A 13,067-nucleotide genomic window follows, 5' to 3' on the forward strand; every position below is an offset into this window, starting at 1 on the left:
CCTACAGGGGGGAGGGGCGTCAGACCTGGCCGTATTGCTGCCCGTGCCGCAGCCAGCGGTTGAGCAACGGGCTGACATGTTCCGGCCAGCGCTCCAGCAGCGCTTGCGCCGCATCGCGCACGGCGGGCAGCAGGTCGGCATCGCGCATCAGGTCGGCGACCTTGAATTGCAGCAGGCCGGTCTGGCGGGTGCCGAGCATTTCGCCAGGACCGCGCAATTCGAGGTCTTTTTCGGCAATGACAAAACCGTCGTTGGTTTCGCGCATGATGCCCAGCCGTTGGCGGCCGATCTGCGACAGCGGCGGGTGATACAGCAGCACGCAATGGCTGGCGGCGCTGCCCCGACCGACGCGGCCGCGCAATTGGTGCAGTTGAGCCAGGCCCAGGCGCTCGGGGTTTTCAATGATCATCAGGCTGGCGTTGGGCACGTCCACACCGACTTCGATCACGGTGGTGGCCACCAGCAATTGCAGGTTGCCGGCCTTGAACTCGGCCATCACCGCGGCTTTTTCGGCCGGTTTCATACGGCCATGGATCAGCCCGACCTTGAGTTCGCCCAGGGCGCTGGTGAGGTCTTCATAGGTGGTTTCGGCGGCCTGGCAGGTCAGCTCTTCGGACTCTTCGATCAGCGTACACACCCAGTACGCCTGGCGGCCTTCGGCGCAGGCGCCGCGCACCCGCTCGATCACTTCGACGCGCCGCGTGTCGGTGACCAGCACGGTGTTGACCGGCGTGCGGCCGGGCGGCAGTTCGTCGAGGATCGAGGTGTCGAGGTCGGCGTAGGCACTCATGGCCAGGGTGCGTGGGATCGGCGTGGCGGTCATGATCAACTGGTGCGGGTTCATGCGCCCGCCCACGCCTTTCTGGCGCAGAGCCAGGCGCTGTTGCACGCCGAAGCGGTGCTGTTCGTCGATGATCACCAGCGCCAGGTTCTTGAACTGCACTTCGTCCTGGAACAATGCATGGGTACCCACCACCATGGGCGCGCCAGCGGCGATTTGCTCGAGGGCGGCTGCACGGTTCTTGCCCTTGAGCTTGCCGGCCAGCCACGCGACTTCCAACCCCAGCGGCTCGAGCCAGCGTTTGAAGGTGATGAAGTGCTGTTCAGCGAGGATTTCCGTCGGTGCCATCAGCGCGACCTGGTACCCGGCTTCCAGGGCCTGCAAGGCGGCGAGGGCAGCGACCACGGTCTTGCCTGCGCCCACATCGCCCTGGATCAGGCGCAGCATCGGTTCCTGCTGGCTGAGGTCGTAGGCAATTTCGTTGCCGACGCGTTGCTGGGCGCCGGTCGGTGCAAAGCCCAGGTTGGCCAGATATTGCGCGGGCAGGCGCGTGGCCTTGGGCATCGCCGGAGCGCGCAGCGAGCGCATGCTTTCGCGCAAGCGCTGCTGGGACAGTTGATGGGTCAGCAGTTCTTCGAAGGCCAGGCGGTGCTGCGCCCAGTGATGGCCGAGGGCGAGCTCGTCGACATCGGCGTCGGCCGGCGGGTGGTGCAGGTAGCGAATCGCATCGGCCAGCGGTGCCAGTTGATAGTCGCGCGCCAGCTCCAGCGGCAACCAGTCGGGCAGGCTTTGCGGGCCGAGCATCGTCAGGGTCTGCATGCACAACTGGCGCAGGCGCTGCTGGGTGAGGCCTTCGGTCAGCGGGTAGATAGGCGTGAGAGTGGTGTCCACCGGCGGCGGTTCGTCGCCGGTAATGGCGCGGTACTCCGGGTGATAGATCTCCAGGCCCGACGCACCTGGACGCGCTTCGCCGTAGCAGCGCACGCGGGTGCCGCGCTTGAGGCCGTCTTTCTGCGCATTGCTGAAGTGATAGAAGCGCAGGCTCAGGCCACCGGTACCGTCCTGCAGGCGCACCACCAGGCTGCGGCGCTTGCCCATCACCACGTCGGCGCCACTGACAGTGCCTTCGATCACCGCGTCCTGGCCGGGACGCAAATGGCCAATGGGCACGACCCGGGTGCGATCCTGGTAGCGCAGCGGCAGGTGGAACAGCACGTCCTGAAGATTTTCCAGGCCGACCTTGGCCAGTTTCTCGGCCATGGCTTCACCGACACCCTTGAGTGCCGTCACCGGCACCTGCGACAGCTCTGTCATACCGTTACTTAGCTCGCAGCAGGCGGTTTGGCCACCGAGCACAGGCGGATCGAGTCGGCGAGGATCTCAATCGCTTTGGGGCGCGGGAAGCTGGCGCGCCAGGCGATGGCCACGGTGCGGAAGGGCACCGGTGGCGTGAGTGGGCGCACTTCGATCACGCCGGGGGCGTAGTGATGGCTGTCTACCGCCGACAACGGCAGGATCGAAATACCCAGGCCGGAAGCGACCATGTGGCGAATGGTCTCCAGGGAGCTGGATTCCACCGTGGTGTGCTTGGCGCCGTCGTTGCCCTTGGTCAGGGTGGGGCAGGCTTCCAGGACCTGGTCGCGGAAGCAGTGGCCTTCACCGAGCAGCAGCAGGCTCTTGTCGTTGAGCAGGCCGGCGTCGATGCTGTCCTTTTTGGTCCACGGGTGGGAGGCCGGCATCAGCACATAGAACGGCTCATCGTAGAGCGGCAGCGTCAACACATCCGCCTCATTGAACGGCAGGGCGATGATGATCGCGTCCAGCTCGCCGTTGCGCAGTTTGTCGCGCAGTACGTGGGTGAAGTTTTCTTCGATATACAGCGGCATCTGCGGCGCGACGCGGTGCAGTTGCGGGATCAGGTGCGGGAACAGGTAGGGGCCGACGGTGTAGATGGCGCCGACCTTGAGCGGTGCGGTCAACTGGTTCTTGCCGGCCTGGGCCAGTTCACGAATGCTTTGCGCCTGTTCCAGCACCTTCTGGGCCTGGGCAACAATGCCTTCGCCCACGGGGGTGAGGCGCACGGCGCTCTTGCTGCGCTCGAAAATCAGTACACCGAGTTCGTCTTCAAGCTTCTTCACACCCACCGACAGCGTCGGCTGGCTGACGTGGCAGCGCTCGGCCGCGTGGCCGAAATGCTGTTCCTGGGCGAGGGTCACGATGTAGCGTAATTCTGTAAGAGTCATAGCGGGCGTCCATGAAGTTGCGGGCCAAGCATACCGGCTGCAATCGATAGACGCACGTTATCAGAACTTTGCTGGGGATTGAGCGGGGGCTGTCGGTAATTTTGCTGATTCGCTGAAGCCGACTGTGGGAGGGAGCACGCCCCCTCCCACAGTGCCCGGCTAGCGGCGGCGCTTGTCGATGTTGTAAACGAACGGTGCGACGAGTTCCACACTGCCGTTTTTCAGCAGGTCGGCTGGCGGCTTGGGCAAGGGTTGAGCCTTGCGGATCATGTCCAGCGTCGCGCGGTCCAGGTCGGCGTTGCCGGAGCGGCCCTCCAACTCATAGGACAGCACATTGCCTTCGCCATCCACCACGAAGCGCAGGCGGTTCATGCCTTCCTTGCCACGCTGCTGCGCGCCTGGCGGGTACTTCTTGTACTTCTGCAGGTGTGCCAGCAGGGTACTTTGCCAGGATGCCTGGGCGGCAAGCTGCTGTGCCGATGGGCCGGGGGCGGGCTGCGCGGATTTTTGCGCAGGCGCGTTGCTCGGCGGCGTGTCGCTCGGTGGCTCTTCGGAAGGTTTTTCCTTGGGCGGCTCGGGCTTTTTCTCCACCGGCTTGGGCGGCTGGGGCTTGGGCTTGGGTTTGACCGGCTTGGGCACCTGGATCGTTGGCTTGGGCGCTTCGGCCAACTTCGGCAGAGGCAGCTCTTCGACCGGTGGTGGCGGTGGCGCAACGACCTTGGGCGGTGCCGGAGGCGGCGGTGGCGCCGGCAGGGGCGCGAGGTCGATGACCATCGCGGCCGGCGGCAGCTGAATCGCCTGCGGCGCGGACCATTGGAGCGCGATGATGATCGCAACGGCATGCACGCCCAGCACGACTGCGAGGCTGGTGCCATAACGCGTCAGTTTGTGGCGCGTCGTGATCATTTCTTGGCTGCCGTCTCAAGTCCGACCAGGCCTACCTTGAGGTAGCCGGCTGCCCGCAGGGCATCCATCACGCTCATCAGGTCGCCGTAGTCCACGCCCTTGTCGGCCTGGAAGAAGATCGTCGTGTCTTTCTTGCCCTGGGTCTTGGCGTCGAGCACCGGCCCCAGGGTTTCGGCCTTGACTTCTTCTTCACCCAGGAACAGGCGTTGATCCGCCTTCACGCTGAGGAAAATCGGCTTCTCCGGCCGCGGCGCCGGCTTGGCGCTGGAGGCGGGAAGGTCGACCTTGATATCCACGGTGGCCAACGGTGCGGCCACCATGAAGATGATCAGCAGCACCAGCATCACGTCGATAAACGGCGTGACGTTGATTTCGTGGTTCTCGACGAGTTCGTCGTCGCCTTGATTCAAATGCAGGCCCATGGCCGATTACCCCACTTTCACCATGTGCGGTTGCGAGCTGCGCTCGGGAGGCAGGTGATCGAGGTCGCGGCTGACCAGCAGCAGGACTTCTGCCGACGCATCCGACACCTGGGCCTTGTAGCCGGCAATCGAACGGGCGAAGACGTTGTAGATCACCACCGCAGGAATCGCGGCAACCAGGCCCAGGGCGGTAGCCAGCAGGGCTTCGGCGATGCCGGGGGCGACCACGGCGAGGTTGGTGGTCTGGGTTTTGGCGATGCCGATAAAGCTGTTCATGATGCCCCACACGGTACCGAACAGGCCGACGAAGGGCGCAGTGGAACCGATGGTGGCCAGCACGCCGGTGCCGCTGCTCATGTTACGGCCGCAGGCCGCCACCAGACGCTCCAGGCGGAAGCTGACACGCTCCTTGATGCCTTCTTTTTCGCGGGTGTTGGCCGACAGGCGCATTTCTTCCAGCGCGTCGTGCACCAGGGTATTGGCCAGGGTGCCCTTCTTGGTCGCGGTTTCACTCGCTTCCTTGAGGGTGGTGGCTTTTTTCAGGTGGACGATTTCAGTACGCAGGCGACGCTTGGCGCCCAGCAGCTCGAAGCCTTTGGCGATCCAGATGGTCCAGGTAATGATGGAGGCGATGGCCAGGCCGATCATCACGGCTTTTACCACCACGTCGGCGTTCTGGTACATGCCCCACGGAGACAGGTCGTGTGCCATGCCCAGGGTGTTGTCTTCTTCCAGCACAACGCCGGTTTCGTCGGCAGACGCTGCAGCCGGGGCCGGGTCGGTGGCGGTTGGCGCGGCGGCTGGGGCAGCCGGGGTGGCGGCATTCTGCTCGGCAGCGGCTGGAGCGGCAGGTGCGGTGGCATCAGCGAAAGCGGCGGTCGGCGCCAGCAGTACGCTGAACAGCATCGCAGCAATCGCACGCCAGGCGCGGGATGGGCTGTGAGGCTTGGTTGGCGAAGCGGGGTTTGTATTACGTGTCATGCTGGCCGGACCTGAGAGAAAATAATGGGTGATCGTCCTGCCAGACCCCTGCGGGCCGAGGACAAATGGGTGGTTATTATTGCAAGTAATTCTTGTTAACTAAAGTGGCACTGTTACTTTATTTCGCTTTTTACTGGCCGTTGATCCTCTCGCGCGGCTAATCTGCGCCTTTGAGAATGGAGTTTTATGATGTCTGCGCCTTCTGTTGTGATTGCCGGTTGCGGCGATGTGGGTAGTCGGCTGGCTAGCCAATTGCTGGCCGGAGGATGGGAGGTGCATGGCCTGCGCCGCGATATTTCACGTCTTCCCGAGGGCGTGATCGGCATCGCCGGCGACCTGTTCAATAAAGACTGCCCTGAGACCTGGCCGATCGGCGGGGTGGATTACCTGGTGTACTGCGCCGCAGCCACCGACCACGACGAGGCCGGCTATCGCGCGGCGTATGTGCAGGGTTTGAAGCATGTGCTGGAGTGGCTGCAGGATTACGGTCAGGCGCCCAGGCACCTGCTGTTCGTGTCCAGCAGCAGTGTGTATGGACAGCAGAATGGCGAGTGGGTCGACGAAACCTCTGAAACCCAGGCCAAAGGTTATTCCGGCCAGGTCATGCTCGAGGCCGAGCAGGTTGCGCTCAACAGCGGCATCCCGGCGAGCGTGGTGCGATTGACCGGCATTTACGGCCCGGGCCGTGAGTGGCTGTTGACCCAGGTTCGCCAGGGCTACCGCGTGGCGATTGACCCGCCTTTATATGGCAACCGGATTCACGCGGATGACGCGGCGGGCTTGCTGGCGTTTTTGCTGCGTCATGTGGAGCAGGGCGGTTCGCTGGACAAGGTCTATATCGGTGTCGACGACGCGCCCGCACCATTGGCCGAAGTGGTGGGTTGGTTGCGTGAGTATCTGGGGGTGACAGAGTGGTCCGAGGACGCCAGTGTGCGGCGTGCCGGCAGCAAGCAATGCAGTAATGCGCGGGCCAAGGCGCTGGGGTGGGCACCGACCTATCCGACTTACCGGGAAGGCTATGCAGCCATCCTCAAGGGTTGAAACACCGTCTGGAATGTGGGAGGGGGCAAGCCCCCTCCCACATTTAGCTGCTTGCCCGGTCGGTTATTGCTTTTCAAGCAGCCATTGGCGAGGGCCTTGGGTGAACTGAGGCACTTCATCCGCTTGCGCCGTGTTGATCGCCTGGAAAATCTCCAGTTGCTTGCCCTTGCGCGCAAAGATCCACGGATTGCCCACGCCATTCAATTGCAGCCAGATGCTGTCATAACCGCCGCTCATCGAGGCGCAATCGCCCGCCAGGCACAGGGAGTAGCGGTCCACCCCAGGCAGGCCGACAATCTTGCCGTCAGCCTGGAACTGTACGGTGGCGCCATTGCCGACCCCGTCGGTGATCTTCCAGTCCCCGCCCATGTAGGCCGCATAGAGCGCCCGCTCGAAGTTGGCGCCCAGTGGCGCGCCCTCCGGAGCCGGATCCTTGGGGCGCATGAACAGTTGCTCAGGCTCATTGTCGTTGGCCACTTGCAGCAGCTTTTTGCCCCTGCGCTTGAGCTCGGTGGCAGCGCTGCCGTAGAAGTCCACGCTCCAGGCGCCTGGCTTGTCCGTCTGCAACTTGCCTTCCGCTACTTCAAAACCGTTGTAGTAGCGTGCCTGCAAGGCCTTGGTGTTGACCTCCCATTCCAGGTTCGGGCCAAAGGTCTGCAAGGCTTCGCGCAAAGGGCCGCCCTTGGCTGCCGCATCGATGGCGGCCTGGTTGATCCAGGTCCCGCTGACATCCAGATTGGCAGGGTTGCTGGCACAGCCGCCGAGCAGCAGGGCGAGCAACGACGAGGCTACAAGCGCTTTGCGCATGACTAAATCCTTCTGAAACGAAGTCGGCGCAGCGATTGAAGCTGCGCCGGGTGTTTTTACTCGATGACCAGAATTGCGTCCATTTCAACCTGCGCGCCCTTTGGCAGGGCAGCAACGCCGATGGCGGCGCGGGCTGGGTACGGCTGTTCGAAGTACTTGCCCATGATCTCGTTGACCTTGGCGAAGTGGCTCAGGTCGGTCAGGAAGATGTTCAGCTTGACGATGTCCTTGAAGGAGCCGCCAGCCGCTTCAGCCACGGACTTGAGGTTTTCGAAGACCTGTACGGTCTGTGCTTCGAAGCCTTCCACCAGTTCCATGGTCTTTGGGTCCAGCGGGATCTGGCCGGACATGTAGACGGTGTTGCCCGCCTTGATCGCCTGGGAATAAGTACCGATGGCGGCCGGGGCTTTGTCGCTGGTGATTACTGTCTTGGTCATGAGTGACTCCTTGTAATGGATCGGTTATGCACGCATGCGGGTGATGCGGATCACACCGGTCAAGGCGCGCAGCTTCTTGATCACGCGAGCCAGGTGCACGCGGTCGTGCACGCTGACCACCAGCTGGACCACGCTGATGCGCCCATCGCGTTCGTCCATGCTGATTTTCTCGATATTGCCGTCGGCCGCGTTGACGCTGCTGGCCAGCAGGGCGATCAAGCCACGCTGGTGCTCCAGCTCCACGCGCAGCTCGACATTGAATTCGCCGGTGACATCCTTGGCCCACGAAAGCTGGATGCATTTTTCCGGGTTGTGACGGATTTCGGTGATGTTGCGGCAGTTGTCCAGGTGCACCACCATGCCTTTGCCCGCCGACAGGTGGCCGACAATCGGGTCGCCCGGGATCGGCGTGCAGCATTTGGCATAGCTGAGCACCAGGCCCTCGGTGCCGCGAATCGCCAGTGGGCCTTCCGGGCTTGGCAACTGTTCGCCTTCGCCGAGCAGGCGGCGCGCGACCACGTAGGCCATGCGGTTGCCCAGGCCGATATCTTCGAGCAGGTCTTCGATGGTTTCCTGGCGGTACTCGTGGAGCATCGCTTGCACGCGCTCCTGCGGGATCTTGTCCAGGGCACTGTCAAAACCGTTGAGCACCTTGTTCAGCAGGCGTTCGCCCAGGCTGATGGACTCGGAACGGCGCTGCAGTTTCAAGGCGTGGCGGATATGCGTGCGCGCCTTGCCGGTAACCACGAAGTTGAGCCAGGCCGGATTCGGCCGCGCGCCCGGTGCACTGACGATCTCCACCGTGGAGCCGCTTTGCAGCGGTTCCGACAGCGGGGCCAGGCGCCGGTTGATGCGGCAGGCGATGCAGCTGTTACCCACGTCAGTGTGCACGGCGTAGGCGAAGTCGACTGCCGTGGAGCCCTTGGGCAGCTCCATGATCCGGCCCTTGGGCGTGAACACGTAGACCTCGTCCGGGAACAGGTCGATCTTCACGCTTTCGATGAACTCCAGGGAGTTGCCGGCGCGTTGCTGCATTTCCAGCACGCCCTTGACCCACTGACGGGCGCGGGCGTGGGTGCCCTTGGGCTGCTCATCGCCGCTGGACTTGTACAGCCAGTGGGCGGCGATGCCGTTGTTGGCCATCTCTTCCATTTCGCGGGTGCGGATCTGGATCTCGATCGGTACGCCGTGCATGCCGAACAGCGTGGTATGCAGCGACTGGTAGCCGTTGGCCTTGGGAATCGCGATGTAATCCTTGAAGCGGCCCGGCAGGGGTTTGTACAAATTATGTACAGCGCCCAGCACGCGGTAGCAGGTGTCGACCTTGTCGACGATGATCCGGAACGCATAGACGTCCATGATCTCGTTGAAGGCCCGGCGCTTGCCGCGCATCTTCTTGTAGATGCCGTAGATGTGTTTCTGCCGTCCGCTGACTTCGCCTTCGATCTCGTCGATCGCCAGGCAATGGCTCAGGGACTCTTCGATCTTGTTGACGATTTCCTTGCGGTTGCCCCGGGCGCGCTTGACCGCCTGGAAGATGCGCGCCGAGCGCATCGGGTGCATGGCCTTGAAGCCTAGGTCTTCGAACTCGATACGAATGGCATGCATGCCCAGCCGGTTGGCGATGGGCGCGTAGATTTCCAGGGTTTCCTTGGCGATGCGCCGGCGTTTTTCGCCGGAGAGCACTTCCAGCGTGCGCATGTTGTGCAGCCGGTCGGCCAGCTTGACCAGGATCACGCGGATATCGCGGGCCATGGCCATGGCCATCTTCTGGAAGTTTTCCGCCTGGGCTTCGGCCTTGGTCTCGAAGTTCATCTGGGTCAGTTTGCTGACCCCATCGACCAGTTCGGCCACGGTTTCGCCAAATTGCGCGCTGAGCGCTTCCTTGGCGATGCCGGTGTCTTCGATCACGTCATGCAGCATCGCGGCCATCAGGCTCTGATGGTCCATGTGCATGTCGGCAAGAATGTTTGCCACCGCAAGAGGATGGGTGACATACGCCTCGCCGCTACGACGGCGTTGGCCGTCGTGGGCTTGTTCGGCGTAGAAATACGCTCGGCGGACCAGGTTGACCTGGTCGGGACCGAGGTAGGCCGATAAGCGATCGGCGAGGGCGTCTATGCTCGGCAAAGTGTGAACTCCTGCCGAAGGCTGTGACCCCGCGCCGTGCTACGTCGACCAGGCATAGGCTTAGACGGCCTCGTTGGACTCGTCCTCGAACGCTGCAAACAGCGGTTCGTCTTCAACGATTTCAGCGTTGGCGATGAACTCGTAGCTCATCAGGCCTTCAGCGATTTCACGCAGGGCCACAACGGTAGGCTTGTCGTTTTCCCACTGGACCAGGGGCTCTTTGCCGCCAGTGGCCAGTTGACGGGCACGCTTGGTAGAGAGCATGACCAGCTCAAAGCGGTTATCCACGTGTTCTAGGCAGTCTTCAACGGTTACGCGGGCCATGGTATTCCTCGGAGCGAATGCAAGATGCGCGCTGCCCGGTTGGGCGAGCGGACTGAGCAGTTTAAAAAATCACCAGCGTTTAGGGAAGCGCTGATTTTTCTCAGGCCCTCGCAAAACCGCTACAAGTGCCAATGTAAAGCCCTTGCAGCCATTTTGGGAAGGGCCAATCAGCCGAGCAGTTCGGCGAGTAACTTGCCGAAACGCTGCTGTTGACGCTTTTGCTGCAGTTGATTGGCGCGGAAAATCGCCTTCAAATCGTCCAGCGCGTGGGCAAAATCGTCATTGATGATCAGGTAGTCGTAGTCGACGTAGTGGCTCATTTCGCTGACGGCTTCACGCATGCGACCTTCGATGATCTCGTCACTGTCCTGGCCGCGGTTGGTCAGGCGCTGGTGCAAGGCTTCAAGCGAGGGCGGCAGGATGAAGATCGAGCGCGCCTTGGGCATCAGCTGGCGTACCTGTTCGGCGCCCTGCCAGTCGATTTCCAGAATCAGGTCATGGCCTTCATCCAGCGTCTGTTGCAGGTGGCTTTGCGAGGTGCCGTAGAGGTTGCCGAACACTTCGGCGCGCTCCAGGAAGTCACCGTGTTCGATCATCTTGACGAACTCGGTACGCTCGACGAAGTGATAGTGCACGCCGTTCACCTCACCCGGGCGCATGGCGCGGGTGGTGTGGGAGACCGAGATGCGGATCTGCTCGTCAGCGTCGGTCAGGGCCTTGACCAGGCTGCTCTTGCCCGCGCCCGAGGGGGCGGAAATGATGTAAAGGGTGCCGGTGCTGTGGGTCATGGAGGTTGCCTTACTCAATATTCTGTACTTGTTCGCGCATCTGCTCGATCAACACCTTGAGGTTGACCGCCGCCGTGGTGCTGCGCGGGTCGAACGCCTTGGAGCCCAGTGTATTGGCTTCGCGGTTGAGTTCCTGCATCAGGAAGTCCAGGCGCCGACCGGCGGCGCCGCCGGACTTGAGCACGCGGCGCACTTCGAGGATGTGGGTGCTCAAGCGATCGAGCTCTTCGGCGACGTCGCTCTTCTGGGCCAGCAGCACCATCTCCTGCTCCAGGCGCACGGGGTCGAGGTCGGCCTTCATGTCGGCGAAGCGGTCCAGGACCTTCTGGCGCTGGGTGGCGAGCATCTGCGGTACGAGTTCGCGCAGGGTGACGACGTCTGCTTCGATCGACGTCAGGCGCTCGTTGATCAGGCGGGCCAGTTCGGCGCCTTCGCGTTCACGGCCGGCCTTGAGTTCGTCCAGGACCTGGGTGAAGAGTGCCAGCGCTTGGGCGTTCAAGGCTTGCGGGTCGGCGGCATCGGCCACCAGCACGCCGGGCCAGGCCAGGACTTCCAGGGGGTTCAGTGCGGCGGGCTGCTTGATCAGGCCGGCAATGGTTTCGGCGGCGGCGACCAGTTGCGCGGCGCGGTCGCGGTCAACCTGCAGCGGTTTGCCGGTGGTTTCTTCAGTAAAGCGCAGGGTGCATTCGAGCTTGCCGCGGGAAATGCCCTGGCGCAGCGCTTCACGTACGGCGCCTTCGAGGTCGCGGAAAGACTCGGGCAGGCGTAGATGTGGCTCCAGGTAACGGCTGTTGACCGAGCGCAATTCCCAGCTGAGGGTGCCTTGGGCGCCGGCTTTTTCGACACGGGCGAAGGCGGTCATGCTGTGCACCATGGAGGTACCTCGCAATGCAGTCCCGCAGATACGGGCTGATGATGAAATGGGAGCCGACAGGCTGCAAAGGCGCAGGAGTGTAGCGCAGTGAGGCGGGTGCGCCCAGACAATGGGCGATGGACCGCGTATTCGTAACCGGATTTTTAGAAGTGCCCCGAATCCGCTGGCGGCTCTATAATGCTCGGCAGTTTTTCGTCCTCAGTACAGGAATTCCCTATGAAACGTCCAAGTGGTCGCGCTGCCGATCAGCTCCGCTCGATCCGCATCACCCGCAACTACACCAAACACGCCGAGGGGTCCGTACTGGTCGAGTTTGGTGATACCAAGGTGATCTGCACCGTCAGCGTCGAGAACGGCGTGCCGCGCTTCCTCAAGGGCCAGGGCCAGGGTTGGTTGACCGCCGAGTACGGCATGCTGCCGCGCGCCACCGGCGAGCGTAACCAGCGTGAAGCCAGTCGTGGCAAGCAAGGCGGGCGTACCCTGGAAATCCAGCGCCTGATCGGTCGTTCCCTGCGCGCTGCCCTGGACATGTCCAAGCTGGGCGACGTGACCCTGTACGTCGACTGTGATGTGATCCAGGCCGATGGCGGCACCCGTACCGCGTCGATCACCGGCGCCATGGTGGCTCTGGTCGACGCACTGAAAGTGATCAAGAAGCGCGGTGGCCTCAAAGGCGGTGACCCGCTCAAGCAAATGATCGCCGCCGTCTCGGTCGGCATGTACCAGGGCGAGCCTGTGCTGGACCTGGACTACCTGGAAGACTCGGCCGCCGAGACCGACCTGAACGTTGTCATGACCAGCACCGGTGGCTTCATCGAAGTGCAGGGCACCGCCGAAGGCGCGCCATTCCAGCCGGCCGAGCTGAACGCCATGCTGGCCCTGGCCCAGAAAGGCATGACCGAAATTTTCGAACTGCAAAACGCCGCACTGGCTGACTAAGCCGGTCCTCAGGAGAAGCGCCATGAATGACAGCCAGTTGCCGGTTCCGACACCGTCCGGGGAAGTACGCCAGTTGGCGATGTTGTGTCATTTCGCGGCGTTTGCAGGGTTGGTGTTCCCTTTCGGCAGTTTGTTGGGGCCGTTGATCCTGTGGCAGTTCAAGAAGGACGTGGACCCGTTCATCGATGATCAGGGCAAGGAAGCCCTGAACTTCCAGATCACGGTGGCGATCGCCTGGCTGGTGTGCCTGTTGCTGGGCTTCGTAGTCATCGGCTTTTTGTTGATGACCGTGCTGGTGATTGGAGCGCTGATACTGACGATCATTGCCGGTATCAAGGCGAATAAGGGCATTGCCTACCGTTATCCGTGGACCTGGCGCCTGGTCAAGTAAACA

At 62.6% G+C, this 13,067-nt stretch carries 14 protein-coding genes; 3 read left to right on the plus strand and 11 right to left on the minus strand.

Going from position 1 to position 13,067, the window contains the following annotated elements; all coding sequences use genetic code 11:
• Positions 1 to 19: 19 nt before the first annotated feature.
• The 5 genes from recG to exbB form a co-directional block, all read right to left on the minus strand.
• A complete protein-coding gene (gene recG / locus PspCFBP13528_RS01245) occupies positions 20 to 2,095 on the minus strand; it encodes an ATP-dependent DNA helicase RecG (protein WP_065953247.1) in 2,076 nt (691 codons plus the stop codon).
• An 8-nt stretch (positions 2,096 to 2,103) separates the two neighbouring features.
• Positions 2,104 to 3,024 carry a hydrogen peroxide-inducible genes activator gene (locus PspCFBP13528_RS01250; RefSeq protein ID WP_057723306.1) on the minus strand — a complete coding sequence of 307 codons (921 nt, stop codon included), beginning with the start codon at positions 3,022 to 3,024 and terminating at the stop codon, positions 2,104 to 2,106.
• A 159-nt stretch (positions 3,025 to 3,183) separates the two neighbouring features.
• The gene (locus PspCFBP13528_RS01255; RefSeq protein WP_057723307.1) at positions 3,184 to 3,930 is read right to left on the minus strand and encodes an energy transducer TonB; all 747 of its coding nucleotides are present in this window, start codon (positions 3,928 to 3,930) and stop codon (positions 3,184 to 3,186) included.
• Positions 3,927 to 4,352, minus strand: coding sequence for a TonB system transport protein ExbD (gene exbD, locus PspCFBP13528_RS01260; protein ID WP_003195519.1), 426 nt, complete (start codon positions 4,350 to 4,352; stop codon positions 3,927 to 3,929). Before exbD ends, PspCFBP13528_RS01255 begins: the two co-directional genes overlap by 4 nt.
• Positions 4,353 to 4,358: 6 nt before the next feature.
• A complete protein-coding gene (gene exbB / locus PspCFBP13528_RS01265) occupies positions 4,359 to 5,333 on the minus strand; it encodes a tonB-system energizer ExbB (protein WP_137199509.1) in 975 nt (324 codons plus the stop codon).
• A gap of 189 nt (positions 5,334 to 5,522) precedes the next feature.
• Between exbB and PspCFBP13528_RS01270 the strand changes: the two genes are divergently transcribed.
• Positions 5,523 to 6,374 (plus strand): SDR family oxidoreductase, encoded by an 852-nt coding sequence (locus PspCFBP13528_RS01270; RefSeq protein ID WP_065953245.1) that lies wholly within the window; start codon positions 5,523 to 5,525, stop codon positions 6,372 to 6,374.
• A 63-nt stretch (positions 6,375 to 6,437) separates the two neighbouring features.
• Here PspCFBP13528_RS01270 and PspCFBP13528_RS01275 read toward each other — a convergent pair whose 3' ends face one another.
• The 6 genes from PspCFBP13528_RS01275 to PspCFBP13528_RS01300 form a co-directional block, all read right to left on the minus strand.
• A complete protein-coding gene (locus tag PspCFBP13528_RS01275) occupies positions 6,438 to 7,181 on the minus strand; it encodes a hypothetical protein (protein ID WP_065953244.1) in 744 nt (247 codons plus the stop codon).
• Positions 7,182 to 7,237: 56 nt separating this feature from the next.
• Complete coding sequence (locus PspCFBP13528_RS01280; RefSeq protein WP_003176922.1) at positions 7,238 to 7,618, minus strand: RidA family protein; 381 nt, start codon at positions 7,616 to 7,618, stop codon at positions 7,238 to 7,240.
• 24 nt (positions 7,619 to 7,642) lie between these two features.
• Positions 7,643 to 9,748, minus strand: coding sequence for a bifunctional GTP diphosphokinase/guanosine-3',5'-bis pyrophosphate 3'-pyrophosphohydrolase (gene spoT / locus PspCFBP13528_RS01285; RefSeq protein ID WP_065953243.1), 2,106 nt, complete (start codon positions 9,746 to 9,748; stop codon positions 7,643 to 7,645).
• A 60-nt stretch (positions 9,749 to 9,808) separates the two neighbouring features.
• Positions 9,809 to 10,072: a DNA-directed RNA polymerase subunit omega gene (gene rpoZ / locus PspCFBP13528_RS01290; RefSeq protein WP_003176920.1), complete on the minus strand. Its 264-nt coding sequence runs from the start codon at positions 10,070 to 10,072 to the stop codon at positions 9,809 to 9,811.
• 167 nt (positions 10,073 to 10,239) lie between these two features.
• Positions 10,240 to 10,860, minus strand: a complete 621-nt coding sequence (gene gmk / locus PspCFBP13528_RS01295) for a guanylate kinase (protein WP_003213284.1) — start codon at positions 10,858 to 10,860, stop codon at positions 10,240 to 10,242.
• Between the two features lie 10 nt (positions 10,861 to 10,870).
• Positions 10,871 to 11,734, minus strand: a complete 864-nt coding sequence (locus tag PspCFBP13528_RS01300) for a YicC/YloC family endoribonuclease (RefSeq protein ID WP_137199510.1) — start codon at positions 11,732 to 11,734, stop codon at positions 10,871 to 10,873.
• 216 nt (positions 11,735 to 11,950) lie between these two features.
• On the opposite strand from PspCFBP13528_RS01300, the gene rph reads away from it, so the two are divergent.
• Both rph and PspCFBP13528_RS01310 read left to right on the plus strand, forming a co-directional pair.
• Positions 11,951 to 12,673 (plus strand): ribonuclease PH, encoded by a 723-nt coding sequence (gene rph / locus PspCFBP13528_RS01305; protein ID WP_016975928.1) that lies wholly within the window; start codon positions 11,951 to 11,953, stop codon positions 12,671 to 12,673.
• Between the two features lie 22 nt (positions 12,674 to 12,695).
• On the plus strand, positions 12,696 to 13,064 hold the full coding sequence (locus tag PspCFBP13528_RS01310; RefSeq protein WP_065953240.1) for a DUF4870 domain-containing protein: 369 nt from the start codon (positions 12,696 to 12,698) through the stop codon (positions 13,062 to 13,064).
• The last annotated feature ends 3 nt before the right edge of the window (positions 13,065 to 13,067 follow it).

Origin of the sequence: Pseudomonas sp. CFBP13528, assembly GCF_005233615.1 — a bacterium.
GTDB classification, from domain to species: Bacteria; Pseudomonadota; Gammaproteobacteria; order Pseudomonadales; family Pseudomonadaceae; genus Aquipseudomonas; species Aquipseudomonas fluorescens_AM.

Bases quoted from the DNA above. Each gene is read 5' to 3' on its own strand.
- recG (WP_065953247.1), bottom strand. From the start codon at position 2,095: ATGACAGAGCTGTCGCAGGTGCCGGTGACGGCACTCAAGGGTGTCGGT.
- PspCFBP13528_RS01250 (WP_057723306.1), bottom strand. From the start codon at position 3,024: ATGACTCTTACAGAATTACGCTACATCGTGACCCTCGCCCAGGAACAG.
- PspCFBP13528_RS01255 (WP_057723307.1), bottom strand. From the start codon at position 3,930: ATGATCACGACGCGCCACAAACTGACGCGTTATGGCACCAGCCTCGCA.
- exbD (WP_003195519.1), bottom strand. From the start codon at position 4,352: ATGGGCCTGCATTTGAATCAAGGCGACGACGAACTCGTCGAGAACCAC.
- exbB (WP_137199509.1), bottom strand. From the start codon at position 5,333: ATGACACGTAATACAAACCCCGCTTCGCCAACCAAGCCTCACAGCCCA.
- PspCFBP13528_RS01270 (WP_065953245.1), top strand. From the start codon at position 5,523: ATGTCTGCGCCTTCTGTTGTGATTGCCGGTTGCGGCGATGTGGGTAGT.
- PspCFBP13528_RS01275 (WP_065953244.1), bottom strand. From the start codon at position 7,181: ATGCGCAAAGCGCTTGTAGCCTCGTCGTTGCTCGCCCTGCTGCTCGGC.
- PspCFBP13528_RS01280 (WP_003176922.1), bottom strand. From the start codon at position 7,618: ATGACCAAGACAGTAATCACCAGCGACAAAGCCCCGGCCGCCATCGGT.
- rpoZ (WP_003176920.1), bottom strand. From the start codon at position 10,072: ATGGCCCGCGTAACCGTTGAAGACTGCCTAGAACACGTGGATAACCGC.
- gmk (WP_003213284.1), bottom strand. From the start codon at position 10,860: ATGACCCACAGCACCGGCACCCTTTACATCATTTCCGCCCCCTCGGGC.
- PspCFBP13528_RS01300 (WP_137199510.1), bottom strand. From the start codon at position 11,734: ATGGTGCACAGCATGACCGCCTTCGCCCGTGTCGAAAAAGCCGGCGCC.
- rph (WP_016975928.1), top strand. From the start codon at position 11,951: ATGAAACGTCCAAGTGGTCGCGCTGCCGATCAGCTCCGCTCGATCCGC.
- PspCFBP13528_RS01310 (WP_065953240.1), top strand. From the start codon at position 12,696: ATGAATGACAGCCAGTTGCCGGTTCCGACACCGTCCGGGGAAGTACGC.